Raw genomic sequence first — 24,445 nt, 5'->3', positions numbered from 1 at the left:
AAGAGAGGCAGGGGCGGTCTCCCTAAAGACAGGGAACAGGCGCGGGCCTGTACAACAGTCGGCCCGTGCCGCTGATCCTAGCTAGAGGGAGGGGACCATGCTTGGCCGCAGATACGAGATCTCGATTGCTTTGGTGTGCCTTGCACTGGCACTCTTCATCGCCTTCGTTTGGGTGCCGCTCGACAGCGAAACGCCTCCTGTGCACACCTTTCGCCGCCAGACTTACATCGGCGACGCATTGCTGCCGATGGCGTCTGCAATTGCCATCGCGATATGCGCTTTCATCCATCTGTTGCAGTCGTGGTTGAGGAAACCGGCTGCCGCGTCTGCAGCACCGCTGGATGTACACACCGGCGTATTCTTTCTGCTATTTGTCGCCATAATGCTGGTCTCCAGCGTCCTGATGTACTGGGCCGGGCCGTTGGCTCTCACGCTCTTCGGTCCCTCCGGGGACGAGGCGGTGACCTATCGTCAGATGCGCGCGACACCTCCTTGGAAGTACATCGGGTACAGCCTCGGCGGGTTTACGATGGTCTTCGGAGTTACTTCGCTGATCGAAGGCAAGATCACCTTGAACCGTGCAATCACGTCGTTGTTCGCTGTTCTTGTTCTCATCTTCATCTTTGATGTGCCATTCGACACGATCCTTCTTCCGCCGAATGGTGATTTCTGATGAGTGTTCTTGAATACGTCTGGGCCGGGATCATGGCTGTCGTCGCCGGACCCGCTGCATTCGAGCTATTCGGAATCGGCATTCCTCTTACCCTGCTGATGGTTCTCGGGGGGTTCATCCTCGGAATTGTCGGTGGTGCCACACCGGGTCTCGCAGGTCCGTTTCTGATGGCCGTATCATTGCCGATCCTGCTGTCGACTTTTGGGTTTTCGCCTGACGCGCTGTTGCCTGTGCTAGGCTTTCTCGTTGGCGTCATGAAGGGGGCAACGGTTGGCGGCGCGGTGCCAGCCATCCTGTTTAATACGCCAGGCACTCCGGATGCGATGCTGACCACTTTCGATGGATATCCAATGGCACGGAAGGGGCAGGCAGGAAAGGCTCTGCGTACCGCGCATTTTGCCTCAGTTTCCGGAGATACGTTCTCGGACCTGGTCCTGTTCACCTGCGCCCCATTTCTGGCAGTGTTGGTAGAGGCGTATCTCGGCTTCGGTGAGAAGGCGGCACTGATCCTGCTGTCACTGGCCTTCGTTGCAGCGGTCGTGGGCGCCTCGCCGATGAAGGGCATGATCGCCGCCTTTCTGGGTCTATTCATCGCCACGATCGGCTCGGGTCAGGACAGCTATGCCAGGTTGTCGTTGGGAACCGACGTACTGTCCTCCGGCATTCCCATGATTACGGCGGTGCTGGGGGTGCTGATCCTGGGCGAAATCCTGTTCGCTTTTGAGGAGATGTGGCGCAGTCGCCGGACCGATATAGTGACCCAGCCCACTACTGAGGGCGACCAGCGGCTGAGCTGGAGTGAGCGCCGACACCTAATGCCTTTCATTGGCATGTCCGCTGTAATTGGGACTATGGTAGGCGCGCTTCCCGGTATCGGCTCCACACTGGCCGCGACACTCGGCTATTCGTCGGGCGAGAGAATGCACAAAGGACCAGTCGCATTCGGTGACGGCACCCCCGAGGGCATCGCTGCGACGGAAGCGGCCAACAGTTCAGTTTCCGGCGCCAACCTGATCCCGGTCCTGTCGCTCGGCATTCCGGGCAACGTGGGCGCGGTGTTCCTCATCCTCGCTGCGGAATCTATCGGCGGGTTCAATCCGGGGCCCGGCGTCTTCCGCTTCACGACGGAAGAGGTGAACCCCGAACTCGTTGTCGCCTTCGGGCTCTTCACCGCCATGATGCTGGCTAACATTTTGAACTGGATAATTGGCGGCAAGATTATGGCAGCCTGCGGGATTATGGCACGGGTACCCAAGCAGGTGTTGCTGCCCATTGTGCTGCTGCTGACACTCACAGCAATCTATGTGCAGGAGACCAATTTTACCGTCTTCTACTTTGCCTTCGCATTCGCCCTCCTGGGCTACGCGATGCGAAAGCTCAAGATTCCAACACTTCCCTTCGTCATCGCTTTCATCTTGGCGGGCAATCTCGAAACGGCTTTCCGACAAGCATTTGCCGTCTCAGGCGGCGATCCATTCTTCCTGTTCAAGAGCCCATTGTCGCTTGTTTTCCTGGCGGTATCGCTAGGCGTGATTATTCTCTTCTCGCGCCCAAGAAGGTCGGCACCCAACAAGGCAATCGAAGCGGAACTGGAAGCGTGATGGGCATTAGCAACCTCCTCGTGGCCTTCAATGGCTCGGAAAGTTCGGAAGGCGCGCTGAGAGCGGCCGTGCATATGCAGCAGAAATATGGGGCGCATATCACCGGTCTGCTTGCCCATGAAGGAAGCCGTGAACGCTTCGCGCAGCGTTCGTGGGTGCCCGAGAACGTGCGGGAGATCATCGAGAAATCAGTACGCGCAGATGAAGATCGGATCGGTGCAGGTTTTCATCGACTGATTGGCGACGCACCGCGCGACAAGGTGCACTGGATCACATTGCCGGGCGAACCTGATCGCACGGTCGCGCAATATGCCTGCCTGTACGACATCACGGTCGTGGGGCGCCACGTGGTCAACGACGTGGTGGACGCAAGTCTACATCCCGAGCGGATCGCATTGAACAGCGGGCGACCGGTTCTCGTCGTGCCGCCAGGGTTCGACCGCGGGACCATAAACCGCCCGGCGGTTCTTGCCTGGGATGGCGCGCGCGCTGCGACACGCGCCCTGAACGATGCAATGCTGATCCTTGAGACAAAGCAGCGCGTCGATGTCCTCAGTATTGGCAAAAATGTGCGGCGTCCGCTGAAGGGCATTGATGTCGTCACGACGCTGGCACGTCACGGTATCGAGGCGAAACGGGTCCGGCGCCAGCAATCGACGCGTTCGGTCGGAGAGGACATTCTCGCCTATTGCGACGAAGTCGATGCCGGCCTTCTGGTTATGGGTGCTTTTGAGCGCAGCGCATTTCGAGAGGAGCTATTCGGCGGCACGACCAAGACGATCCTGAAAAGGTCTCGCATTCCTGTCCTGATCTCGCATTGAGGGGTCCGATCGGAAAGTTTGACCTAATGGGATGAACTGCCTTCCCGCCAACACCGCAGCTATTGTTGTGGAAACAGCGGAGAGAGAGGAGCATTCCGATGGAGATCGCAGTACTTGGCATTGATCTGGGGAAGACGACCTGCAGCGTTGCGGGGCTTGATAGGGGTGGCGCGGTTGTCCTGCGTAAACGTGTTCAACGACATCGGCTCCAGGCTTTCTTGTCGGTGCTCCCACCTTGCATCGTGGCAATGGAGGCTTGCGGAGGGGCCCATCACCTTGGTCATTTCTGTGTCGAGCAGGGCCACGACCCGCGCTTGATGTCGCCCCTGTATGTCCGGCCCTACGTGAAGATCCACAAGACCGACGACCGAGACGCCGAAGCCATCGCGGAGGCCGCAACGCGCCCCACCATGTCCTTCGTGACTTTGAAGCGGCCGGAGCAACTCGATCTTCAGGCATTGCACCGGGCACGGGAGCGCCTTGTTCACAACCGGACCCGCCTGGTCAACCAGGCTCGTGGCTTCCTGATGGAGCGAGGTATTCGCATTGGCACCGGCCGACATGTCTTTCAACGTGAACTGAGGCGGCTGCTGGAAGATGACGTCTCCTCCCTGATGCCAGGAATGATCCGAATCCTGTCCGACATGGCCGCCGAACTGGCCGAGGTAAACGAACGCATTGCCGGTCTCGATGCCGAGATCCGGACCCATGCGCGCCAAGACGCGGATATGCGGCGGTTGATGGAGATCCCCGGCGTTGGCCCCACCATCGCCACCGCGCTCGTCGCCGCTATCGGCGATGGGAGCAGTTTTCACCGGGCGCGGGACCTGTCCGCCTGGCTTGGGTTGGTGCCTAGACAAATCACGACTGGCGGCAAGGCGCGCCTCATCGGCATTTCCAAGCATGGCAACAGCTATTTGCGAAAGCTGTTCATCCATGGTGCGCGGACCGTCCTGCATCTTGTCCGTGACAGGTCGACGCCGTTGGCACGATGGGTCGATGCGCTGAAGGCAAGAGCGCATGCCAACGTTGCCGGCGTCGCCATGGCGAACAAACTGGCGCGCATTGCCTGGGCGGTGCTGACCAAAGGCGAACGCTACCGACCGAGTGCTCTCGTGGCCGCGTGACTGACTCGAGTGGAGACGGAAGCATAGAAATCTGCGGGCGAAAAGGAGATGGACCAACGACCTGATCGGCGGAGTGCAAGTCTGGCGGGGGGCATGGCCTAAGAGTGCCGATGACCTAATGAGACGCAAGCCGCGCGACTTCCCATCTTGGTCAGGGGCGCATGTACGCCCCGCGAACAGGCCGAATACATAGAAGCAGGGTTAAAGGTGCATCGAAAAATCGCTTGCAGGGGAAGGCAGTTCATACATGCCCCCCGCGAAATCCCTCATCGTAATGTAGAGTCTGCGCCAACACTGAAGGAGCAGACGAATGCGAAAGAGCCGTTTCACCGAGGCGCAAATCATCGGGATGATCAAGGAGCAAGAGGCGGGCATGCCGACGGCCGAGGTGTGCCGCAGGCATGGGCTCAGCACGGCGACGTTCTACAAACTCAAGTCCACGTATGGCGGCATGGAAGTGTCTGAGGCGGCCAGGCTGAAGGCGCTCGAGGATGAGAACGCCAATTGCCGGAGTCACGGGCTGCGTCCGACATCGGCCCGATCAACCGCTCCCTAACAGGTTGCTGAATTAGTCGGCCCTCAACGCGGTTTGAGGAACATGATTCACAAATACGGGGGTGCTGAGAGAGGCCTGCGGCTGTAGGCATCCAAGCGACTGGGTAGCAGCACCGGAGACAGCGTCATCACTGAGACGGCTTAGCTGAGGAAACGGTGAGCGGCGCGGCCGCCGACCCCATCGGTCGCGGCGCTGTCCTGCATCTGCTCGTGCGTTCGCAGAACGGATTGCAGGACGCGCGAGGCAGGGTCAGGTCAGCTTGGATCACCACCGAATTGGCAGAACTGCGAATAGCGGAGCAGTTTTGCCGAAATTATTGAATGTTTTCGGTGGAGGAATTGGCAGATTTGCTAATTTTATCAGATACTTGAGAATCGAGTGAAGTAAAGGTATTAGTTCGGTACGTTGTTTGCCACGACATAGGGCGCGTTCGATTTAGCCAGTTTCAGTCTCGGATGCCCGCCCGAACGGGCCCGGATCTGATCCCGTTTTGTTTCCATTCTCCATAAGCTCCCGCGTTCCGGGGGTAAGAGCGGGCTCTGCCTTTGCGTCAGAGGCAGGCAGCTTTGTGAAACGTGAAGGAACAATGATGCCGAAAACACCAGCCCCTGCCGAAACCCTGCTGACAGTAAAGCAGGTCGCAGCCCTCGATGGGTGCTCGGAGAAAACTGTCAGGCGCGCGATCGCTGCCGGGTTGCTGAAAGTTGTGAGTATAGGACCGGCCGGTCGGCTCATCCGCATCCATCCGGCAGACCACGCGGCCTATCGCCATCGCTGGGGCGACAGAGCGTGTAGTCCATAAATGTACAATAGTATCAGTTGGATCGCGCTTCCTCGGGAAGAGGGCCTCCCCGAAAGGGACTCACAATGCAGACGGACGGATAGTGATCGCGGGTCTGAAGGGGGTTGCCTCTCGACTTGTTTTCAGCGCGATCGCTCGAGCAGATCTTCTGCTTACACCCAGAGGAGCGCTTATAATTTCTCCCTACATCCGCTTGCCGGGCGTTACGCCGCCGGAAGGTCGCCGGGGAAAATTCTTCGGTGGATCAGAGTGGAGAATTGCCGTTTGGGCGTCCATCCGGAAGCCCGCGAGCGCTATCGCAAGGCGCTGCGCGCGAGACCGCATAGGTCACTCAATGTCCATTAAAGTCAACAAGTTAACGATCTTTCGGGAAGACAGTACCGGCAAAGATTCTCAATATCTTGTGCTATTGTTTTCCCGAATTTGACCTTTTGTCCTTTCCTGTCCACCCGAGACACCTGCAGTCACAAGGAGCACCACCCGATGAACAAGATTGGAAACTTCGATCCGGACACAGCATTCGTCAGGATCGGCACCCCGTATTTTTCAGATGTCATCGACGCCGTAGGCGCAGACCCCACCCTCTCCTGCACCCGCCGCCGCGACATGGTCTCCGGCTTGCGGCGTGTCGCCAAGGCGCTGAACCGTTCTCCCAACACCATACCCGCCGACATTAAATGGCTGCAGCCACGCCTCGAACAGGTTCAACCTGCGTCTTTGGGATTGCGCCCCAAATCATGGAGCAATGCGCACAGTGACGCGCGCGCGGCCTTGGTATGCTGCAAAATCGTCGAAACCCGCAAGAACCGGTTCAGTGATCTTTCGCCTGAGTGGCAGGCTCTCTGGAAAATGATCCTGAGCTCCGACGATCCCGGCCTGAAGTTCGCATTGTCACGGTTCGTCTATTTCCTGAGCCGCCATTCAATAGCACCTGACATGGTCTGCGATGCCCACGCATCCGCGTTTCTCGCAGCCGTAGAACTAAACGAGATCCGCAAATCTCCGGACGGTGCCTATCGTAGCGCAATCACCAGCTGGAACAGGGCAGTGAGAAAATTTCCGGCGTGGCCGCCCAACTTACTGACGCTACCAATCCGGTCGAAACGGATCAGCTTGGTCATAACAGATTTTCCGAAGAGCTTCCAAGATGACCTCGCCCATTACGGGCAGTGCCTCGAGGCGCCCGACCCATTCGACCCTTTGGCCCGAACGTCACCCTTGCGGCCGTCGACTGTCGAATCCTATCGCAAAAACCTTATCCGGTTCGCGTCACAATTGGTCCGCCATGGCACACCGCCCGCCGACATCGTTGACCTCGCCTATCTCGTACAACCCATAAACGCAGAGCGTGGCTTTCGCCTGATGCTGGAAAGCAGCGGGCAGACGGTCACCCGCAACCTTGAGCATATAGCAGGAATTTTGAGCGGTCTGGCGCGCCGCTATGTCCGCGTCTCCGAGGAGGACCTTACCGCGCTCACCCGCCTCACCGACCAACTGCAGATGCCGCCACAGAAGGGCATGACCGAGAAGAACCGAGCCCGCCTGCGCCCGCTTCGAGACAAGGCCACGCTACAACGGTTGTACGCGCTACCGGACAAACTCTGCACCACAATTCAGCCCAAGCTCCATACCCGACAAACACTTCTTGATCAGGAAATCGGGATTGCGATAGCCATCCTGCAATATTGTCCGGTCCGCATCGGCAACCTCTCAGCCATTGATATCGAGCAGCAACTGCAACGCACCGGAAATGGGCGCGTTTTTCTGTCGTTCGCGGGTTCGGAGGTCAAGAACGGGCGAGGCATTGAGTTTGAACTCCCCTCGCACGTCATTCACATGATCGACCGCCACCTGGCATCTCGCTCGCCAGCGCTCTGCACCGCCCGCTCCCGCTGGCTTTTTCCAAAACGGGATGGCAGCGGACCGATGTCGCCTCGACATCTCGGAGAGCGGATCAAAAAGTGCCTTCGCAAGGAGATCGGCATCGATATGAATGCGCATTTGTTTCGCCATATGGCTGCGATGCTGTGGCTCGACCGAAACCCGGGCGCTTACGAAGCCGCACGCCGCCTGCTGGGTCATGCCGCCGTCAGCCAGACCCTGGCTCTCTACGCCGATTTCGAGGCAGATACGGCCACGCGTCTGTTTGCCGAAGTTATCGATGGGGTCAGAGGTTCATGACCCGTCCTGTGAACATGCCGTTTGACCAATGGCCAATGGCAGATCAGAAGATGTGGCGCAGCCTGTTGCTGCCGGGAGGCCCTCTGGATGACCGTGGTAAGCTCTCACAATTAAGGCCTGTGACCCAGAAGTCCCTGTGTCTGCACTATGGGCGCTGGCTGGAATGGCTCCATCGGACCCAGCCCGCTACGTTGGCTCTCGCTCCGGCACCCAGAGCAACTGCAGAGCGCCTATTCGACTGGGCAAAGTCTCTCGCGCATACCAGCACAGCAAGTCGGGAAATGTTCATCAATGCCACAGTTCGAATATTGAAGGTCGCCGCTCCGGATCAGGACTGGTCACGACAAATGCAGTTGGGGCGCAGCCTGCGCCGGGCGGCATCTTTAAGCACCTCTGACCGCAAGAATGGGCGTGTGCTCGACAGCGCTGTACTGCTGCGCGCGGGGCTGGAGCTTGCCGGTCCTGCTTCGCAGGATCCTCCTCACTCCCTAAGCGATGTCAAGCGGTTTCGCGACGGCACCATGCTCGCCTTTCTCTCTTTGTTGCCAATGCGTCGGGGGTCCTTTGGTCATTTGCAATTGGGACGGTCTGTGATGGTGATCGGTTCCGATATTCATATCGTGCTAACCGGCGACATGACCAAAAACGGACACCCTTGGGAGGTACGTGTTCCCCCAATCTTGTCAGCGACGCTTCGTCACTACATCACGATGGTGCGCCCTTGGCTTCTCCACCGGGGTGGTGCTGCGCATGATTTCCTCTGGGTCAGTGACCGGGGCCGACCTTACGCATTGAATTATCTCGGCACGCGCATTGCCGACATCACCGAGCGGCAGCTCGGCATTCGGATCTACCCCCATTTGTTTCGGGATGCGGCAGCGACAAGTCTGTCGCGCCGGTCGCCGGAAAATGCCCGACTGATCCGTCCGCTCCTTGCACAGTCGAGCCATGGAACGGCTGAGAAGCACTATATTCAGGCCGGGACCATCGAAGCTGGTCGCGATTACTCGGCGATGCTGAATGACTTGTTAGGCGAGTATGAGTAAATGTGGGCAGCGACCTACGCGCGGTATTCGAAACGATGCCTCGATTGAGGAGGATGTCAACGCTGCTGACCGTCGCGCTGTTGATCCCGTCATCCGCCGTGTGGCAACCGATGCTGACAGTGCTGTATAAGGGATAATTTGCTATTTGACTGCTGACATGACGATGAAAGTCAAAGGTAGAGCGGGCGCCTGATGGAGGAAGGAGTGCCAAGGAACGCCCTTCTCTTCTTGCCTCTGCGGTGTCTTAGCCCATGTCGATCTCCAGAAGATGCTGCACTCCCCGTGCGGCGAAGTCAGCGCGTGGAACATCAAGTGCGCCCGCCAGAGCGACTAGGAGTTTCACATCAGGAGCAACCGCGCGTCCGTCGATCAGTCCGGCATACCACTCTGGGTCTATCCCTGATCCGTTCGTGCCCGAGAGACCGGCAAGCTCGGCTGATCGCTTTACGGCGATCGGGAACGGAATGGACAAATCAGCAAGCGTCTCGCGGATCGCGATATGATGGCGGTCAGGGGATGGACCGGCAGCATTCGGAATGAAACCACGACGGCGGCTGAGCCATTGCAGGGCATCGTTGGCCGAAAGCGTGTAGGATGACCCGTTGTCCACGATATTCGGGGAGGCCAGCTTGAACCCCTCCTTACTGAGGGAAGAGCGCACGGTCGTTTCCGCCATGTTCGACAGCAGGGACAATTGCCGGACAGTCAGGTCGCTGTCGTATTCCGTCCAGTACCAGCGAGCGAAGGCCGTCTCAAAGACTCGTCGGAGGGGTGAATCATTCCTGAAATCGAGGCCGGTCGGCTCGCCTTCACTGTCCGTCAGTGCGTAGCCGCCACTGAGCAAGCCACAACTTATCTCGTGCCCATGTTCGGGAGTGAAATCTTCCCATCCGTCGAGTTGGTAAGCATAGCACCAAGCTGCGCGTGCGTGGCCATGAAGGGCATGCCGGGTGATATCAATACTTTTGATCTCTTCTGCGCTCATGTAGCTTTGTTCGGCGATCTCGACCGGCTGGCCGAGAAATGCGGCGACGGTTGCGCCGTCGTCCTGCGGGCCGAAGGTCTGGAGGATTGATGCCATCGCGATGATCGCGTCACGAACTTGTACCTCGATCTCGGACCAGTCGTTCGGAATGTTCATTGCCTGGTTCATGCCGAAGCTCCTTTCAATGCGGCGATCTGCGCAACAATCGCATTGAATGCGCTCAGCAGTTTGGCAGGGTTTGTCTGCCGCGAAGCGAGTTCGGGTGACTTTCGTCCTAAGAACACGGCAATGCGCTCAGCATTTGCTCCGCTGGGATGCGGCAGTCCGCTTAAAATTCTCTTTCGGTCGAGCAGTCCTTGTCCTGCAAGATGCCGCAAAGCCGCTTCGGGACGCGGCCCAAGAGGAAGCCAAAGCGCGTCGGGCAGCATCTGGGCTTCTTCGGCCAGATGAGTCTCGACCATTTTGCGCAGGAGCGGCGTCTTGAGCAGGTCCGGGGTGCCGTTGTAGTTCTTACCATCCACGAAGACCGGGTAACGCAAGGCAGACGTGAAGTGTACATCCTGTGAGCCAGGGCGGAAAATGTCGGCCGTGGTCTGGACGCCCAGATGCTCTGCCACGCCGACTGAATCCAGCATCGCCACGAGGTTTGCTCTGAGGGGGCCGCTGAAGCTGCCGGTCAACTTGGCCTCGGCAAGGGATTCGGGGACAGATTTTCCTTTTTCCAGAGCGCTTTGAGCGGCTGATAGGGCATTCGTTGCCTGTACCCGGCCTGGCGTGATGCCCACGATCACAACCTTGGCGTTGCGAGCGATATAGTCGAAGGGCGCATAAGCGACCCTAAGGACACCGTCTTGAGCGATGGTCATGGTTCGGCTGTCCAGCAAATTGGCAGCGAGTGCACCAGAAATACGACCGAGATGGGTTACGGCGAGGGAAAGATCTTGTTCCAAGGTTTCGGAACTCCGTAGGGGTTGGATTAGTGGCGGCGATGGCGCCGACTGCGCCGCGCGGCTGTGATGACGGTGCCGTTGCAGGATTCGACAAGATACGCTCCCCGGTAGCGGCTGAGAGACTGGCGGCGACGCAGATCGCCTTCCGCGATCAGGTCAATTGTCGCGTCATCCAGCATCAATGAGAGTGCGCCCCGTGAATGCACCGGCTCTCCGTAGGACTGGATGAGCCGGAGGATATCCAGCGGCAAGTTGCGCTGTGTGCGTCGTTCGGTGGCGTGGAATGTCATCCGCATGGGAATCTCCTTTGTGCAATGTGGAAATATTGCACTATCATAAATCTCTAATCAAGAAAAAAATTACACAGCAATATTGTGATGTTTAATACGCCTTCTTGCAGTGCTGCTCGCAGCAACGCTGCAGGGTTGTGATCGTGTCATGGGTAGGCCCGATCAGCTCGGCGGCTTCTCCTCGATGCCCTGCTTGTGGGTGTAGTCGTCCACACGGGAGCTATTGCTGTCCGCGACCGCGCTCGGTGAGTCGCAAACGCAGGCGGGTTTCCAGCAGCGTCAGCCGCTGCGAAACCGCGGGCAGGGTCATGTAAAGGGAATATGCTGCGAATGCTTTGGGTGCTAACACTCCGGCACTGCTGGAGGATTGCCTGATGATGACGCCTGACCTTTCGAGCCTTGATGCTCTGCCCACACCCGCGCTGTTGCTGGACGAGACGCGGATGATGAGAAACATTGCACGACTGGCCGAGCATGCAGAGAGACTGGGCGTTTCGCTACGCCCGCATGCGAAAACGGCGAAGTCGGTCGAGGCTATCCGCCGACTGACGGGCGGTGTGCCCGGCCCGATCACGGTTTCGACCCTGGCCGAGGCAGAGGTGTTCCACGATGCAGGGCACGACGATATTCTCTACGCTGTCGGGATCGCGCCACAGAAGCTGGGCCGCGTGCAGTCGCTGCGGGCCCGCGGCTGCGATCTCGTGGTGATCCTGGATAGCGAGGCGCAGGCGCAGGCCGTGGCGCAGGCGGACGTGCCTGCGCTGATCGAGATCGACAGCGATGGCCATCGCGGCGGGCTTCGGCCCGATGACCCGGCACTGATCCGGATCGGACGCATCCTGCACGACAGTGGGTGCCTGCGCGGTGTGATGACCCATGCGGGCGAAAGCTATTCGGTGCGCGGTCCCTCTTCCCATGCCGAGTTCGCCGAACAGGAGCGCAAGGCTGTGGTCGCCGCGGCGGAGAGTCTGCGTGATGCCGGTCTGCCATGCCCGGTCGTGAGCGTCGGGTCCACGCCGACCGCCCATGCCGCGCGCGACCTGACCGGGGTGACGGAGCTGCGGGCCGGGGTCTACATGTTCTTCGACCTTGTGATGGCGGGGATCGACGTCTGCACCGTGGATGACATCGCGCTCAGCGTGCTGACGACCGTGATCGGGCATCAGCCGACCAAGGGCTGGACGATGATCGACGCTGGCTGGATGGCCCTGTCGCGCGACCGCGGGACGGCGGCGCAGGACGTGGATCAGGGCTATGGTCTGGTCTGCGACGAGAACGGCCGCGTCCTGTCCGATCTGATCGTGAGCAGCGCCAATCAGGAGCACGGGATCGTTTCGCTGCGCCCCGGCGCGGATGGGCCGATGCCGGACCTGCCCGTGGGCACGCGCCTGCGCATCCTGCCCAACCACGCCTGCGCCACCGCCGCGCAACATGAGCGCTACAACGTGCTGCCACAGGACGACGGCGCCATGCAGACCTGGCCCCGTTTCGGCGGCTGGTAAGGAGAAAGACATGATCCTGATCACCGAAGCGCAGTCCTCCGCCATCGTCACGCCAGAACTTGCCTTCGAGGCGGTGCGCGACGCCTTCATCGCCGCCGTCGCGCCGGGTGCTGCGAGTTTCCCGGTGGTGATTGCGCACGGCAGCGATCCGCAGAACCGTTTCACCGTCAAATCGGCATCGGGTGCAGAACTGGCCGGGCTGAAGGTCGGCGCTTACTTCCCGACGAACGATGCCCGCGGTCTGCCGCGCCATGCCTCGACCATCCTGCTGATCGATCAGAACACCGGACGCATCGGTGCATTGGTTGAAGGCTCAGCCGTCAACTGCTTCCGCACCGCCGCGGCGGATGCGGTGGCAAGTGATGCCCTGGCGCGCCCGGATGCCGAAGTCCTGACCCTGTTCGGAACCGGCCATCAGGCCGCCTACGAGGCGCAGGCTGTCGCGCGCGTCCGAAAGCTGTCCCGCCTGCTGGTGGTCGGCAGAGACCCCTCCCGCACCGAAGTTTTCGTCGAGCGGTTGCGCAGCTCGGGGTTGCCGGTCGAGGCCGCAGCGGCGGAAACAGCTGTCCGGGCCGCGGACATCATCGTCACCGCGACAACGGCCACCGAACCGCTCTTCGAGGCTGAATGGGTCCGTCCGGGAACGCACATCTCCTCCATGGGATCGGATTCCGAGGGCAAACAGGAACTCCCCAGCGACCTCTTCCCAGGCGCCCGTCTCTTCTGCGATCTCCCGGAACAGTCGATGCGCATCGGCGAATTCCAGCATGACAAAATTGGGCTCAAAGTGGCTTAGAAATTGCACTTAGCGCAGCGACAATCGCGGGATATCGTTAACGAGATCCTTGGGGGTAAGACCATAACTCAGACCGCGTCCAATTCGGTGCGCAAGCGCGGACCAGCTTTGAGCGAGGTCCGGTGGCAGTTCTTGATGCAATATCCCGTCAAACAGGGTCAGCCAGATCGGGAAATGGTCCGCCTGTACATTGCCCGCGGCGCTATGGATTTGCATCGGATTTCCGTCATAGCATCGACGAAATAACAAGGCATTGCGCCAGAAGCGCCCAATCTTCTCCTCATGTGTGGGCCAATCGGACACATGAGATGCAAATATCGGGCCTAAGGTCGGCTCCTGACGTACGGCTGTGTAGAACCGTGAAACCACGCGATCAATCTGTGCTTCGGTCACCGCAACGCGGGGCGGCATTGTCATACCGCGAAGATCCAGACGAAGATGAGGCTCAGGATCAAGTAAACGAGCGTATTGACCATCCAACGGATCAGGCCCGCTTCGCCCTCCGGATCAATCCCAAGCCGTTCGCAGACTTTCGTACCGGGCCATAGGAATGCTTCTGACAACGTCATGTTAACCTCCATAATGGGCATTTTGCATGCGCAATATGTAGCCCCTTCTAAATGCGCAATGCAAATGCTAAATATATATCTTATGCAACTCGACAAGTTTTCCGACTATGCCCTGCGCATCCTCATCACTCTCGCGGTGAGGGCACCTGACCGTGTGGCAACCTCTGAAATCGCCGCGCTCTTCCGCATATCGGAAAACCACCTATCGAAGATTGCCACGCAGCTGGCGCGAGAAGGATTTGTACGCTCGGAACGCGGTCGCAACGGTGGGCTTACGCTTCGCCAACCAGCCGAGACGATCAGCATCGGTGCGGTTCTTCGCGCATTAAAAAGAGAGGCGCCGGTGGCAGAATGCTTTGGTGGCAACAAAACCTGTCTTATCTTGCCTGTGTGCGGGCTGCGAGGCCCCTTGGCCGAAGCGCAAGAAGCCTTTTTCGCTACATTAGACAGCTTCAGCGTAGCGGATGTCATGGGGCAGCAAAACGATCTAACCGCTTTGTTGGGCAATGAAGCGTCGGAAATTGATGTAATACCATAAATCCCCGGTTAATACCGCCTGGACGCACGGATTGGGGGCAACTCCATATCTTACTTAACGTAAGTTGATCGACAGACTTCAGATCTGGGGCGACCAGAACAATGCTGGCGACCAAGCCGACGCGGCGGGCTGTTATCGGCTCTTTCTATTGCATCAAGGCGGCAAAGGGCGCCGCCCCCGCGCCCTCGACGGCATTGTGCGTCGCGCCGAAGTAAAGCCGCATCGCATCGACGATGCCATTGTCGGAGACCACGACAATCCGCTCGGCGCCTTAAGGGGGAACCGCTTCAATTGAAATGCTGTTCGGGCTTTGTTACGCTCCGGTTATCGGATTGCGAGAGATTGCCCTCTCGTCATTAGCGAGGAGAGGTCGAATTGGCGAATAGTCCAGCCTCCGAACCCACGCCACCCGCGCGCGAACAAACACGGCGCAAGGAATTGGGCTACTTTCTGCTATTGGCTTTCGGAGTCTGGCCCGTTGCGGCCGTCGGCGTCGTCGGCGGCTATGGCTTCCTCGTATGGATGTATCAGATCATTGCCGGACCTCCGGGCCCGCCGGGGCATTAGCGACTTGTCGGCCCGCCAGGAGATTTCCCGCCGCGACCTTCTTCGTGGCAGCCCCCGGCCACTGCCGTTCCGGCCCCGGCCTCCAGGCGTCTCTTTGGAAACTCTCAGCGCCTGTACGCAATGCGAGAAATGCGTCGCGGCCTGTCCCGAGCAGGTGGTCAGGCTCGCACCCGATGGTGTGGCTCTGGATACGACCGCTGGCGAATGCACCTTCTGCGGAAGCTGCGCCGATGCTTGTCCGGAGGCTGTCTTCGGCGAACAAAAGACGATGTCGCACGTGATGGAGATCTCCGGGGACTGCCTCGCGCAGGCCGGAGTCACCTGCATGACATGCCGTGACGCCTGTCCCGAGGATGCGATTTTGATGCAACCCCGGATCGGGGTGCCCTTTCTGCCTTCGCTGGATGCCGCTCGATGCACGGGCTGCGCGGCCTGCGTGTCGGTCTGTCCTGCGGAGGCAATCCGCCCTATCGAGAAGGAGCCCGAGGATGGCTGAGGACCGCTGGCACGTTTCGTCCGCAGTGGTGAGCGTCGCGCCTAACGACCGGGAGGCGGTACGTGCGCGCGTAGAGACGCTTGAGGGCGTAGAGGTTCATGGCGGCGATGACTCGCGCCTGATCATCACCATCGAAGGACACAGTACCGGACACCTGGGTGACCGGCTGACCGAGATCAACCTGATGCCCGGCGTGCTCGTCGCCAATATGGTGTTCGAGCACGCCGAAGAGCCTGATGAAAGGGAGGAGCCCCCATGCCACTCGACCTGAATCGCAGACAATTGCTCAAGGCGCAGGCCGCCGCGTTGGCCGCGAGTGCCGCAGGTATCTCGCAGGATGCGCGGGCGCAACCGGTGGAAGGCGGGGTCGAGGCGCTCAAGATCAAGTGGTCCAAGGCGCCGTGCCGCTTCTGCGGTACCGGGTGCGGCGTCATGGTCGGCGTCAAGGAAGGCAAGGTGGTGGCCACCCACGGCGATATGCAGCACGAAGTCAATCGCGGGCTGAACTGTGTGAAGGGCTATTTCCTGTCCAAGATCATGTACGGCGAGGACCGGCTGACCACGCCTTTGATGCGCAAATCCGGCGGGCGGTTCGACAAGAACGGCGAGTTCGAGCCGGTCAGTTGGGACGAGGCCTTTGACGTCATGGCCGAGCGGGTCAAGAAGGTCTTGAAGGAGAAGGGCCCCGAAAGCATCGGCATGTTCGGTTCCGGCCAATGGACGGTGATGGAGGGCTATGCCGCAACCAAGCTGATGCGCGTCGGCTTCCGTTCGAACAACCTCGATCCCAATGCGCGGCACTGCATGGCCTCGGCCGCCGTGGCCTTCATGCGCACCTTCGGCATCGATGAGCCGATGGGCTGCTACGACGACTTCGAGCATGCCGACGCCTTCGTGCTCTGGGGCTCCAACATGGCCGAGATGCACCCGATCCTGTGGACGCGGCTGGCCGACCGGCGGCTGGGCACGCCCGGGGTGAAATGCGCTGTACTGTCCACCTTTACCCACCGCTCGATGGATCTGGCCGACATTCCTATCGTGTTCAAGCCAGGCACCGATCTGGCGATCCTGAACTACATCGCCAACCACATCATCCAGACAGGCCGTGTGAACGAGGATTTCGTCGGCAAGCATACGACCTTCAAGACTGGCGCGACCGATATCGGCTACGGTCTGCGTCCCGAACACGAGCTTGAGATGGCGGCCACCGGCGCGGGCAATCCTGGCCTGATGACGAACAGCGATTTCGAGGCTTACAAGGAGCACGTCTCGACCTACACGCTGGACTACGTCAGCGAGTTGGCGGGCGTTGAGCCGGGGTTCCTCGAGGAACTGGCCGAGATCTATGCCGACCCCGACAAAAAGGTGATGTCGCTTTGGACCATGGGCTTCAACCAACATGTGCGCGGCGTCTGGGCCAACCAGCTTGTCTACAACATCCACCTGCTGACCGGGAAAATCTCGGAGCCCGGGAATTCGCCCTTCTCGCTGACCGGGCAACCCTCGGCCTGCGGCACTGCGCGCGAGGTCGGTACCTTTGCCCATCGGCTGCCCGCCGATATGGTGGTGACGAACCCCGAACATGTGCATCACGCCGAAGAGATCTGGAAACTGCCCCATGGTCTGCTCAACACCAAACCGGGCTTCCACGCGGTGTTGCAGGACCGGAAGCTCAAGGATGGGGTGCTGAATTTCTATTGGGTGCAGGTGAACAACAACCTGCAGGCCGCGCCCAACACGCAGAACGAGACCTATCAGGGCTATCGCAACCCCGACAACATGATCGTGGTGTCCGACGCCTATCCCACGGTGACGACGCTGGCAGCCGATATCATCCTGCCCGCGGCGATGTGGGTCGAGAAGGAAGGCGCCTACGGCAATGCCGAGCGCCGCACCCACACCTGGCACCAGCTTGTCGATGCGCCGGGCGAGGCGCGGTCTGACCTCTGGCAGTTGGTGGAGTTTTCCAAGCGCTTCACCACCGATGAGATCTGGCCCGCGTTGATCCTCGACGCGCATCCCGAGTACAAGGGCAAGACGCTGTTCGACGTTTGCTTTGCCAATGGCAATGTGGACGTCTATCCGTTGGAGGACATCGACGCGGAATACGAGAACCGCGAGGCGGAGGCCTTCGGCTTCTACATCCAGAAAGGCCTGTTCGAGGAATATGCGCAGTTCGGACGCGGTCATGGCCACGACCTCGCGCCCTACGATGTCTATCACGAAGTGCGCGGGCTTCGCTGGCCCGTCGTCGACGGACGGGAAACGAGGTGGCGGTTCCGGGAGGGCTATGACCCTTACGTGAAGCCGGGCAGCGACGTGGAGTTCTACGGACGGCCTGACGGTCGCGCCGTGATCCTCTCGGTTCCTTACGAGCCGCCCGCCGAAAGCCCGGACGACGAATACAACATGTGGCTGGTGACCGGGCGGGTACTGGAACACTGGCATTCCGGATCGATGACCATGCGCGTGCCCGAGCTTTACAAGGCTTTCCCCGGCGCCAAGGTCTTCATGAACGCCATCGACGCACGCGAGCGCGGTTTGAACCAGGGGATGGAGGTGCGGGTCATTTCGCGTCGGGGCGAGATCCGCTCACGCGTGGAAACCCGGGGTCGCAACCGGATGCCGCCCGGCGTGATCTTCGTGCCGTGGTTCGATGCCAGCCAGCTGATCAACAAGGTCACGCTGGACGCCACCGACCCGATCTCGAAACAGACGGATTTCAAGAAATGCGCGGTGCGCGTGGAGGCGGTGTGATGAGACAGCTTCTTTACGTGACGCTTGCTACAGCCGGTCTCTGCGCCGGACTTGCAGGGGCACAAGGCGTGCCTAAGCTTTCCGGCGCACAGCCCGACCCGATGAAATCGCTTCCCGCGGCCCCGCTGGAACGCTACGTAACCGACGACGTGCGGCAGATGCGCGCTTACCCCGAGCAGCCTCCGGTGATCCCGCATTCGATCGAAGGCTACCAGCTGTCCGTCAACGCCAACCGTTGCATGTCCTGTCACCGGCGGGAGAACGTACAGGGCTCCGGCGCGCCGATGATCTCGATCACGCATTTCATGACGCGCGACGCCCAGATGCTCGCGGATGTCTCACCGAGACGGTATTTCTGCACGCAATGCCATGTCCCGCAGGCTGATATCGACCCCGCCATCGGCAACACCTTCACCGATATGTCGGAACTGGGTGCGGCTGGCGCGGGGAGTGAATGACATGCGATGGATTCTGCAACCGTTTCGCTGGTTCTGGCGCATTCTTTGGACACCGGCCGCCACGCTCGGCCTTGGCTTCCTGGTACTTGGCGGATTTATTGGCGGCGTCGTTTTCTGGGGCGGGTTCAATACCGCTCTCGAAGTGACAAACACCGAAAAATTTTGCGTGTCCTGCCACGAAATGCGCAACAATGTCTTCGAGGAACTGTCGCACACGGTGCACTTCTCGAACCGCTCCGGCGTGCGGGCTGGATGCCCGGACTGTCACGTCCCGCATGAATGGACCGACAAGATCGCACGCAAGATGCAGGCATCAAAAGAGGTCTGGGGCAAGATATTCAGGACCATTAACACACGGCAGAAGTTTCTCGAACACCGGCTCGTGATGGCAAAACGCGAATGGGCGCGGCTGAAGGCGAATGACAGCTTGGAATGTCGCAATTGCCACGCCGCCGAAGCGATGGACCTGTCGCGCCAAGCCCCCCGCGCCGCCGAAATCCATACCACCTATCTGCTGCCTGGTGATCGGACTTGCATTGATTGTCACAAGGGGATCGCCCATGAGCTTCCCAACATGACGGGGATTGAACCCGGTTGGACCGTCGACGAAGACCTCCAGGGCGAAACGCAGCCAGGCCTGACGAAAGAAGAAGAAATCCAGAGTTTCCTGCAGGACATAAAAGGATAGCTTCAATCGGGAAGACGGGTCGCACTTGCACCGCAACGAACGGGATCAGAAACGCCAGTTGACCTCCCCGCGAAATCCCTCGCCGTGATGTAGCGTCTGCGCCAACTTGTAGGAGCAGACGAATGCGGAAGAGCCGTTTCACCGAGGCGCAAATCATCGGGATGATCCAAGGAGCAAGAGCGGGCATGCCGACGGCCGAAGTGTGCCGTCGCTACGGGTTGAGTCCGTCTAATCGCTGATCTTAAGATGGGTGGCGGGCCGGGGCTTGGCACTGGTGGGTCAATCTTCCTGAACGCTGTAATCGCGTGCGAAAGAAATGTTTCCCTATTATCCACGAGAAAAAGCAGGGCTTTCGGAAATGCTCAGCCTGCTTGCCTCGCGAAGGTCCCGGCTTCGCCATAACGTAGTCGCTTCCGGTTAGGAGAAATCAGCCAATTTTCTGGGTTCCCCCTGAAGCGGCGCGACTCCATGATCACCGAACTGAAGTCCGTCCGCGATGTCTGGAAGAAGATGCCGACCGAACGTCACGCGCGGCTCGTCCTCGAGAACGCCATCTGGGGCGATGATCGGTTCCGTCCACATTGCGGCAGCCTGAGCTCGCGCCCGCTGCGCGGGGCATCCGTGCGCCCCGGCCTGTATCAGTGCGTCGAGAGGGAATGCCGCAGCCAGTTCACCGTCATCACGAGGACGCCGCTCCACGCGACAAAGCTGGATCTTCGGACCTGGATCGCCGCGATGTTCCTCGTGCTGACCTCCTCCAAGGGCATCTCTTCGGTCGTGATGTCGCGCATTCTGGACGTGAACCAGAAGACCGCGTGGAAGCTTGGCCATGCGACCCGCGAGATGATAGATGATCGGCAGGGCATTGCCGGTCGACTGTCGGGAGGGGTCGAGGTCGACGAGGTCTTCGTCGGCGGTAAGCCGAAGTTCCGCCATGGGGTCAAGAACAAGCGGGGGCGAGGAACAGGCAAACCTATTGCGCTCGTTGCTGCGGCGCGAAACGGTCAGGCGCGAGCCGTGCTCATCCCGAATGCTCAAGGGCGCACCATGAAGCCCATCATCGAAGCCTGGATCGACCCGACCTCGGCGCTTATCACCGACAAGAACCCAAGTTACGGAAAGATCGGGGCATCTTTTGCCAGCCACCATACAATCCAGCACAACAAGCGCCAGTATGCGAACACGAAGACCGGGGCGCACATCAACACTGTGGAGGCCGTGAATGCGGTCGTCCAGCGAGCTCTGATCGGCGTGTATCACCGTCTGGGACGAAAGCACCTACAGCGAAACCTGGACGAGATCATCTGGCGGTGGAACCACAGGGCCCCGGAGAGCAAAGTTCGAAAGCGGAAGTCTTCATCGGGCCTCTCAACTGCCGAGACCACGACCGTATGGAGGCCCATCCCGGTTGTGGACCAGATGCGAGGCCTGCTCTGCGGAGCCGCCAGCCGCCAGATGAGACGCACACCGTCGTGGGGTCTTCGGTGGCCATGACCCCGTCAAGAAAAGGCTCGCTGGGGGCCAAACTGAACGCGACGCCCCGGAGCGATATTGTGCGTGCAGCGCACGCGCCTCTTTGCGGACGGCCCGATGCTGGCGTCTGTGATCGCCTCGCACGCAGCGAAGAATCGTCGCGTAGCCGATGCACCGCTCCATCCCGAGCGGGATGCAGGTGATGTAGGTCCCAAATACTCTGGAACCGGAGAAGTGATCAGAATGGCAGAAACGCCGCCGCCTGCGTTCACCTTCCTTGCGTTGCAGCGCGTCACAGGTTTTCTGCAGCGCCATCCTGTCGTTCACTCGGGATGGATATCCCGCGGGGTGCATCCGGAGTCGAGCACGACGGCCACCCAGTTCACGTCGAGCGACAGCCTTTGCTCCGAAAGCCATCTCTCTTGCAGCCGGTAGGCCGACAGCTCCTGTGCGGCTGGACAATACCAGTGTTGCGGCGCCTGCCGGTGATGCGTGAGCTCGTGCAGCAGCACCGCCACATCCTCGGCCTTTCGTGGGCTCCACGGCCGCACCAGTAGGATCTCCGACCGGTCCGGGTCGTAGAGACCGCGAAGACGTTCGCGCTGGAAACTCGCCGTCCCACCCTGGCGCGCCGCAGCCTCCCAAAGGCTGACGAGGCGGACGCGCGGGTCTGCATCGCGGCGTGGCCAGTCCGTCTGCGCATCGAGCCAGGCGTCGAGCGAAGAAACGAGCGTGGTCATGTTGTCCGAGTGCTGCCACTGGCTGGCCGACGCATGGGTTACGTTCTCGGCACGCGGCAGCGTCGGGCACAGGGTTATCAGGGCCATGGCGAGCGCCACGGCAAGACGGGAGCGGTGCATCGGTCCCTCCGGCAGGTCATTTTGAGATTTGGTGTTCCGATGCTACACTCGTTCCCGCATGGCTCCGAACGATCGCTTTTCAGGCTCGCGTGAGCTCAGTTCAGGCAGAAAGATGGGACGCAAGCTTCCTCCATTCGCAGCCGTCCGCGCCTTCGAGGCGACAGCGCGGCACATGTCGGTCAAGGCCGCGGCGGACGAGTTGTGCCTGACCCCCTCGGCGGTCAGCCACCAGATCAAGGCGCTGGAAGGGTTCCTGGACACGCTGCTCTTCGAGCGGTCGGGCAACCGGATCGCGCTCACCCTCACGGGCGAGGCCTATGCCGGAAAGCTGACCCACCTGCTGAATGCGTTCGTCGAAGAAACCGAGGCCGTGCGCGCCGCGCCGCGGACCCTGCGGGTGCTCTCGACACCGGGCTTCGCGGCGCGCTGGCTCGTCCCCCGCTTGCCGAGGCTCGCGTTCGCCCGCGACATCCGGCTGCGCGTCTCGAACGGCGCGCCGTCGCTCGACTTCGCCACCAACGACGCCGATGTCGTGATCCAATGGTCCGACCGACCGACCCCCGGCCTGCGCGTCGAGCCGCTGATGGCCTCGGCACGCTACCCCGTGATCTCTCCTGCCTTGCGGGAGCGCGAGAACGTGCGCCACCCGGCGGACCTGCTGCGCCTCACGCTTTTCTACGACGAGACGGACGATGCCTGGCCCGATTGGTTCGCCGCGGCGGGTATTCCCGGCGCGGACCTGCCGCCCGGGCCAACCTACCCCAACTGCGAGCTTTCGACGACCATGGTCGAGCAGCATCAGGGCGTATCGCTGGCCTACGACGCCGTGGTCCGGGGCACCATCGCTTCAGGCCGATTGCAGCGCCTGTTCGACGTGACAACCCTCCCAATGTCGATCTATGCGATCACCTGTCCCGAACCCCGCGCAGATGACGCGCGGATCGCCGCATTTCGACACTGGTTGCGCGCGGAAGCCGAAGCCGAGGGCGTCTTGCCAATTCATCGGACCCACGCAGCGGAGGGATTCCGCCAAGGGCGATCAGTCCTCTGGTGCAGCGTCGACCGAGCTGTTGCACGAAAGTCTGGCGCGTCCCCTGCTTTTTCTCGTGGATAATTGGGAAATGTTTCTTCGCAAGGCATATCCGCCATATGATGAACAAGGCCGACCAGACGGAGGCGTTATGAAAATCCAGATGCAAGAGGGCCAACCGGTGATCGACGCGGCCGACCTCGGGCCCCTGCTGGGGCTCGAACCCGCTGCGGTGCATGAGGGAATGCGACGCGGTGAGATCATCAGCCGGTACGAGACCGGACAAGACGAGGACGCCGGGCGTTTTCGGCTGACGTTCTTTTATGTCGGCACCCGCGTCAGGCTGACCTGTGCCGAAGATGGCACTGTGATTAGCCGCAGCAAAACGACAGCAGGGCAATGATAACGACACGATTGGCCGCTGGAGGTATCCGCCTACCGACCGTCTGCGCGCGGAGGCCCTGGAAGACGAAGATCACGCTGGAATTCTGTCAGACGCCATAATCGCCTCTGCATAAAATCCGATGCAAAGTGACGCGGACCGACTTGGCTATTCTCTCCGCGGGGTGCTGCAACCCTTGCATCGTCATGCGGCCCTTGACCGGTGTGAACTTGCCGATGTACCGCAGCGCCTTGCGCCGACAAACTATGCGCCTCATTGCGCGGCAGCCGCCCGTAAACCCTGAGGGTTAATAATCGACACATGGCGTGCTTTGTCGATATGGATCACGCCTGCTTTGCGTAGCGCGGTTAACTGGCGGCTTACGGTCTCCGTCGTCAGACCAAGAAAATCCGCGATATCCATGCGAGACAGAGTGAGGTCGAAGCTCTTCGAGCGATCTGCCTCCGACGGATGGAGGTGGCCCGCCAGCATGATAAGAAAAGACGCCACTTTCTCGGCGGCCGTCTTTTGGCCCAACGTCATCATCCAGTCGCGCGCTTGGTCCAGCTGCCGGAGCACCTGACGGTGCAGACGGTTTTGCAGCGCGGCCGATTCCGCGGTCATGCTCTTGAGCATATGGCGCGGGAAGGAACATAGTTCGACTGCTGATGCGGTCTCGATAAAAACGTTGCTTTCCGCGGCAAAGGGGTGGCCAAGAAAGTCTGGCGCGAATTGCAGCTCGACCACCTGCTGGCGTCCGTCAGGTAGCAGTTTCGACACTTTGACCACGCCATTAAGGATGTTTGAGCAATATTCGGTGTGTTCTCCGGGGGTGAGCAGAATGGTGCGCGCCGGATACCTTTGTCGGCTCGTCATCTTGCCAAGCCGCAGCAGTTCAGCCGGATCGAGCGCACCGCAAATGCCCCCGTGGCGGGCTTCGCAAGCGCGGCAGAGAACCGGGATGTCTGAATTATCAATTTCCAGTCTCATGACGTTAATCCCGCTTGTCAGGGCGATCCCGAAGGTTGCACAAGATTGATCTAACTATACTTAAGGGTTCAGGGGCTTACAAAGCGATTGTCTGCGGGGCGTCGCTGACAGGTGGAAAGCAATCTGCTGAAGGTAAGTAATTGAATCGCCGGACGTGGAACTCCGCGCATCAAAATATCGCTTGGAACATTGAGCTAAGGTAAACTCGACCTTCCCGAAGGGCGCCAGGTGAGCGTATCAAAGGAGAGCAGAGAGAACGCGCCCTGGAGATCGAGATGCAAGAAGGCCAACCATTGAGTCGCAGCAG

27 protein-coding genes and 2 pseudogenes are annotated in these 24,445 nt (G+C 60.1%); 22 read left to right on the top strand and 7 right to left on the bottom strand.

The genetic code is table 11. From position 1 onward, the window contains the following. The first annotated feature begins 97 nt into the window (after nucleotides 1–97). The 8 genes and pseudogenes from ACFSUD_RS16515 to ACFSUD_RS16480 all read left to right on the top strand — a co-directional run bounded on the left by ACFSUD_RS16515 (nucleotide 98) and on the right by ACFSUD_RS16480 (nucleotide 8,807). Nucleotides 98–673, top strand: coding sequence for a hypothetical protein (locus tag ACFSUD_RS16515; RefSeq protein WP_386375606.1), 576 nt, complete (start codon nucleotides 98–100; stop codon nucleotides 671–673). After that, nucleotides 673–2,274, top strand: a complete 1,602-nt coding sequence (locus ACFSUD_RS16510) for a tripartite tricarboxylate transporter permease (protein WP_386375605.1) — start codon at nucleotides 673–675, stop codon at nucleotides 2,272–2,274. Before ACFSUD_RS16515 ends, ACFSUD_RS16510 begins: the two co-directional genes overlap by 1 nt. Then, nucleotides 2,274–3,095 carry a universal stress protein gene (locus ACFSUD_RS16505; RefSeq protein ID WP_386375604.1) on the top strand — a complete coding sequence of 274 codons (822 nt, stop codon included), beginning with the start codon at nucleotides 2,274–2,276 and terminating at the stop codon, nucleotides 3,093–3,095. The genes ACFSUD_RS16510 and ACFSUD_RS16505 overlap by 1 nt, the downstream gene beginning before the upstream one ends. 98 nt (nucleotides 3,096–3,193) lie before the next feature. After that, entirely contained in the window at nucleotides 3,194–4,222 is a 1,029-nt protein-coding gene (locus tag ACFSUD_RS16500) for an IS110 family transposase (RefSeq protein WP_386375603.1), read from the top strand. Between the two features lie 310 nt (nucleotides 4,223–4,532). Then, nucleotides 4,533–4,733: pseudogene (locus tag ACFSUD_RS16495) on the top strand (transposase); the annotation flags it as partial. A gap of 631 nt (nucleotides 4,734–5,364) precedes the next feature. Further along, entirely contained in the window at nucleotides 5,365–5,580 is a 216-nt protein-coding gene (locus ACFSUD_RS16490) for a helix-turn-helix domain-containing protein (RefSeq protein ID WP_386375620.1), read from the top strand. 483 nt (nucleotides 5,581–6,063) lie between these two features. Then, nucleotides 6,064–7,761, top strand: coding sequence for a tyrosine-type recombinase/integrase (locus ACFSUD_RS16485; RefSeq protein ID WP_386375602.1), 1,698 nt, complete (start codon nucleotides 6,064–6,066; stop codon nucleotides 7,759–7,761). A gap of 281 nt (nucleotides 7,762–8,042) precedes the next feature. Further along, complete coding sequence (locus tag ACFSUD_RS16480; protein WP_386375601.1) at nucleotides 8,043–8,807, top strand: hypothetical protein; 765 nt, start codon at nucleotides 8,043–8,045, stop codon at nucleotides 8,805–8,807. Between the two features lie 244 nt (nucleotides 8,808–9,051). Here ACFSUD_RS16480 and ACFSUD_RS16475 read toward each other — a convergent pair whose 3' ends face one another. Genes ACFSUD_RS16475 through ACFSUD_RS16465 form a run of 3 tightly spaced genes read right to left on the bottom strand, consistent with a single transcriptional unit; the run spans nucleotide 9,052 to nucleotide 11,038 of the window. Further along, nucleotides 9,052–9,960, bottom strand: coding sequence for a hypothetical protein (locus ACFSUD_RS16475; RefSeq protein ID WP_386375600.1), 909 nt, complete (start codon nucleotides 9,958–9,960; stop codon nucleotides 9,052–9,054). Further along, on the bottom strand, nucleotides 9,957–10,742 hold the full coding sequence (locus ACFSUD_RS16470) for a hypothetical protein (RefSeq protein ID WP_386375599.1): 786 nt from the start codon (nucleotides 10,740–10,742) through the stop codon (nucleotides 9,957–9,959). Before ACFSUD_RS16470 ends, ACFSUD_RS16475 begins: the two co-directional genes overlap by 4 nt. Before the next feature lie 26 nt (nucleotides 10,743–10,768). Next, the gene (locus ACFSUD_RS16465; protein ID WP_386375598.1) at nucleotides 10,769–11,038 is read right to left on the bottom strand and encodes a hypothetical protein; all 270 of its coding nucleotides are present in this window, start codon (nucleotides 11,036–11,038) and stop codon (nucleotides 10,769–10,771) included. A gap of 368 nt (nucleotides 11,039–11,406) precedes the next feature. Between ACFSUD_RS16465 and ACFSUD_RS16460 the strand changes: the two genes are divergently transcribed. Beyond that, complete coding sequence (locus ACFSUD_RS16460) at nucleotides 11,407–12,534, top strand: DSD1 family PLP-dependent enzyme (protein WP_386375597.1); 1,128 nt, start codon at nucleotides 11,407–11,409, stop codon at nucleotides 12,532–12,534. Between the two features lie 10 nt (nucleotides 12,535–12,544). Then, nucleotides 12,545–13,330 carry an ornithine cyclodeaminase family protein gene (locus ACFSUD_RS16455; protein ID WP_386375596.1) on the top strand — a complete coding sequence of 262 codons (786 nt, stop codon included), beginning with the start codon at nucleotides 12,545–12,547 and terminating at the stop codon, nucleotides 13,328–13,330. Between the two features lie 9 nt (nucleotides 13,331–13,339). Here the strand turns inward: ACFSUD_RS16455 and ACFSUD_RS16450 are convergent, their stop codons facing one another. Continuing rightward, nucleotides 13,340–13,747, bottom strand: a complete 408-nt coding sequence (locus ACFSUD_RS16450; protein ID WP_386375595.1) for a group III truncated hemoglobin — start codon at nucleotides 13,745–13,747, stop codon at nucleotides 13,340–13,342. Then, complete coding sequence (locus ACFSUD_RS16445; protein WP_386375594.1) at nucleotides 13,744–13,899, bottom strand: hypothetical protein; 156 nt, start codon at nucleotides 13,897–13,899, stop codon at nucleotides 13,744–13,746. The genes ACFSUD_RS16450 and ACFSUD_RS16445 overlap by 4 nt, the downstream gene beginning before the upstream one ends. Before the next feature lie 82 nt (nucleotides 13,900–13,981). Here ACFSUD_RS16445 and ACFSUD_RS16440 point away from each other — a divergent pair, with 82 nt between their 5' ends. The 10 genes and pseudogenes from ACFSUD_RS16440 to ACFSUD_RS16395 all read left to right on the top strand — a co-directional run bounded on the left by ACFSUD_RS16440 (nucleotide 13,982) and on the right by ACFSUD_RS16395 (nucleotide 20,897). Beyond that, nucleotides 13,982–14,437 carry an RrF2 family transcriptional regulator gene (locus tag ACFSUD_RS16440; protein ID WP_386375593.1) on the top strand — a complete coding sequence of 152 codons (456 nt, stop codon included), beginning with the start codon at nucleotides 13,982–13,984 and terminating at the stop codon, nucleotides 14,435–14,437. 64 nt (nucleotides 14,438–14,501) lie between these two features. Then, on the top strand, nucleotides 14,502–14,732 hold the full coding sequence (locus ACFSUD_RS16435) for a hypothetical protein (RefSeq protein WP_386375592.1): 231 nt from the start codon (nucleotides 14,502–14,504) through the stop codon (nucleotides 14,730–14,732). 80 nt (nucleotides 14,733–14,812) lie between these two features. Beyond that, nucleotides 14,813–15,004 carry a periplasmic nitrate reductase, NapE protein gene (napE, locus tag ACFSUD_RS16430; protein ID WP_386375591.1) on the top strand — a complete coding sequence of 64 codons (192 nt, stop codon included), beginning with the start codon at nucleotides 14,813–14,815 and terminating at the stop codon, nucleotides 15,002–15,004. 94 nt (nucleotides 15,005–15,098) lie between these two features. Then, the gene (locus ACFSUD_RS16425; RefSeq protein ID WP_386375590.1) at nucleotides 15,099–15,500 is read left to right on the top strand and encodes a ferredoxin-type protein NapF; all 402 of its coding nucleotides are present in this window, start codon (nucleotides 15,099–15,101) and stop codon (nucleotides 15,498–15,500) included. Continuing rightward, nucleotides 15,493–15,771 (top strand): chaperone NapD, encoded by a 279-nt coding sequence (locus tag ACFSUD_RS16420; protein ID WP_386375589.1) that lies wholly within the window; start codon nucleotides 15,493–15,495, stop codon nucleotides 15,769–15,771. Before ACFSUD_RS16425 ends, ACFSUD_RS16420 begins: the two co-directional genes overlap by 8 nt. Next, a complete protein-coding gene (gene napA, locus ACFSUD_RS16415; protein WP_386375588.1) occupies nucleotides 15,756–18,257 on the top strand; it encodes a periplasmic nitrate reductase subunit alpha in 2,502 nt (833 codons plus the stop codon). Before ACFSUD_RS16420 ends, napA begins: the two co-directional genes overlap by 16 nt. Further along, a complete protein-coding gene (locus tag ACFSUD_RS16410; RefSeq protein ID WP_386375587.1) occupies nucleotides 18,257–18,715 on the top strand; it encodes a nitrate reductase cytochrome c-type subunit in 459 nt (152 codons plus the stop codon). The genes napA and ACFSUD_RS16410 overlap by 1 nt, the downstream gene beginning before the upstream one ends. 1 nt (nucleotide 18,716) lies before the next feature. Next, complete coding sequence (locus ACFSUD_RS16405; RefSeq protein ID WP_386375586.1) at nucleotides 18,717–19,403, top strand: NapC/NirT family cytochrome c; 687 nt, start codon at nucleotides 18,717–18,719, stop codon at nucleotides 19,401–19,403. 122 nt (nucleotides 19,404–19,525) lie between these two features. Beyond that, nucleotides 19,526–19,627 (top strand): annotated as a pseudogene (locus ACFSUD_RS16400) (transposase); the annotation flags it as partial. A 244-nt stretch (nucleotides 19,628–19,871) separates the two neighbouring features. Beyond that, nucleotides 19,872–20,897, top strand: a complete 1,026-nt coding sequence (locus tag ACFSUD_RS16395) for an IS1595 family transposase (protein WP_386375585.1) — start codon at nucleotides 19,872–19,874, stop codon at nucleotides 20,895–20,897. 302 nt (nucleotides 20,898–21,199) lie between these two features. Here the strand turns inward: ACFSUD_RS16395 and ACFSUD_RS16390 are convergent, their stop codons facing one another. Beyond that, on the bottom strand, nucleotides 21,200–21,736 hold the full coding sequence (locus tag ACFSUD_RS16390; protein ID WP_386375584.1) for a DUF6647 family protein: 537 nt from the start codon (nucleotides 21,734–21,736) through the stop codon (nucleotides 21,200–21,202). Between the two features lie 112 nt (nucleotides 21,737–21,848). On the opposite strand from ACFSUD_RS16390, the gene ACFSUD_RS16385 reads away from it, so the two are divergent. After that, on the top strand, nucleotides 21,849–22,850 hold the full coding sequence (locus ACFSUD_RS16385; RefSeq protein WP_386375583.1) for a LysR substrate-binding domain-containing protein: 1,002 nt from the start codon (nucleotides 21,849–21,851) through the stop codon (nucleotides 22,848–22,850). 67 nt (nucleotides 22,851–22,917) lie between these two features. Next, nucleotides 22,918–23,169, top strand: coding sequence for a DUF6522 family protein (locus ACFSUD_RS16380; RefSeq protein ID WP_386375582.1), 252 nt, complete (start codon nucleotides 22,918–22,920; stop codon nucleotides 23,167–23,169). A gap of 252 nt (nucleotides 23,170–23,421) precedes the next feature. Here ACFSUD_RS16380 and ACFSUD_RS16375 read toward each other — a convergent pair whose 3' ends face one another. Next, complete coding sequence (locus tag ACFSUD_RS16375; protein ID WP_386375581.1) at nucleotides 23,422–24,138, bottom strand: Crp/Fnr family transcriptional regulator; 717 nt, start codon at nucleotides 24,136–24,138, stop codon at nucleotides 23,422–23,424. Between the last annotated feature and the right edge of the window lie 307 nt (nucleotides 24,139–24,445).

This window comes from Sulfitobacter aestuarii, from assembly GCF_042685005.1.
In the GTDB taxonomy this organism is placed as follows: Bacteria; Pseudomonadota; Alphaproteobacteria; order Rhodobacterales; family Rhodobacteraceae; genus Sulfitobacter; species Sulfitobacter aestuarii.
The sequence above is the reverse complement of the archived record's forward strand: the minus strand, read 5'-3'. Positions and strand labels throughout refer to the sequence as shown.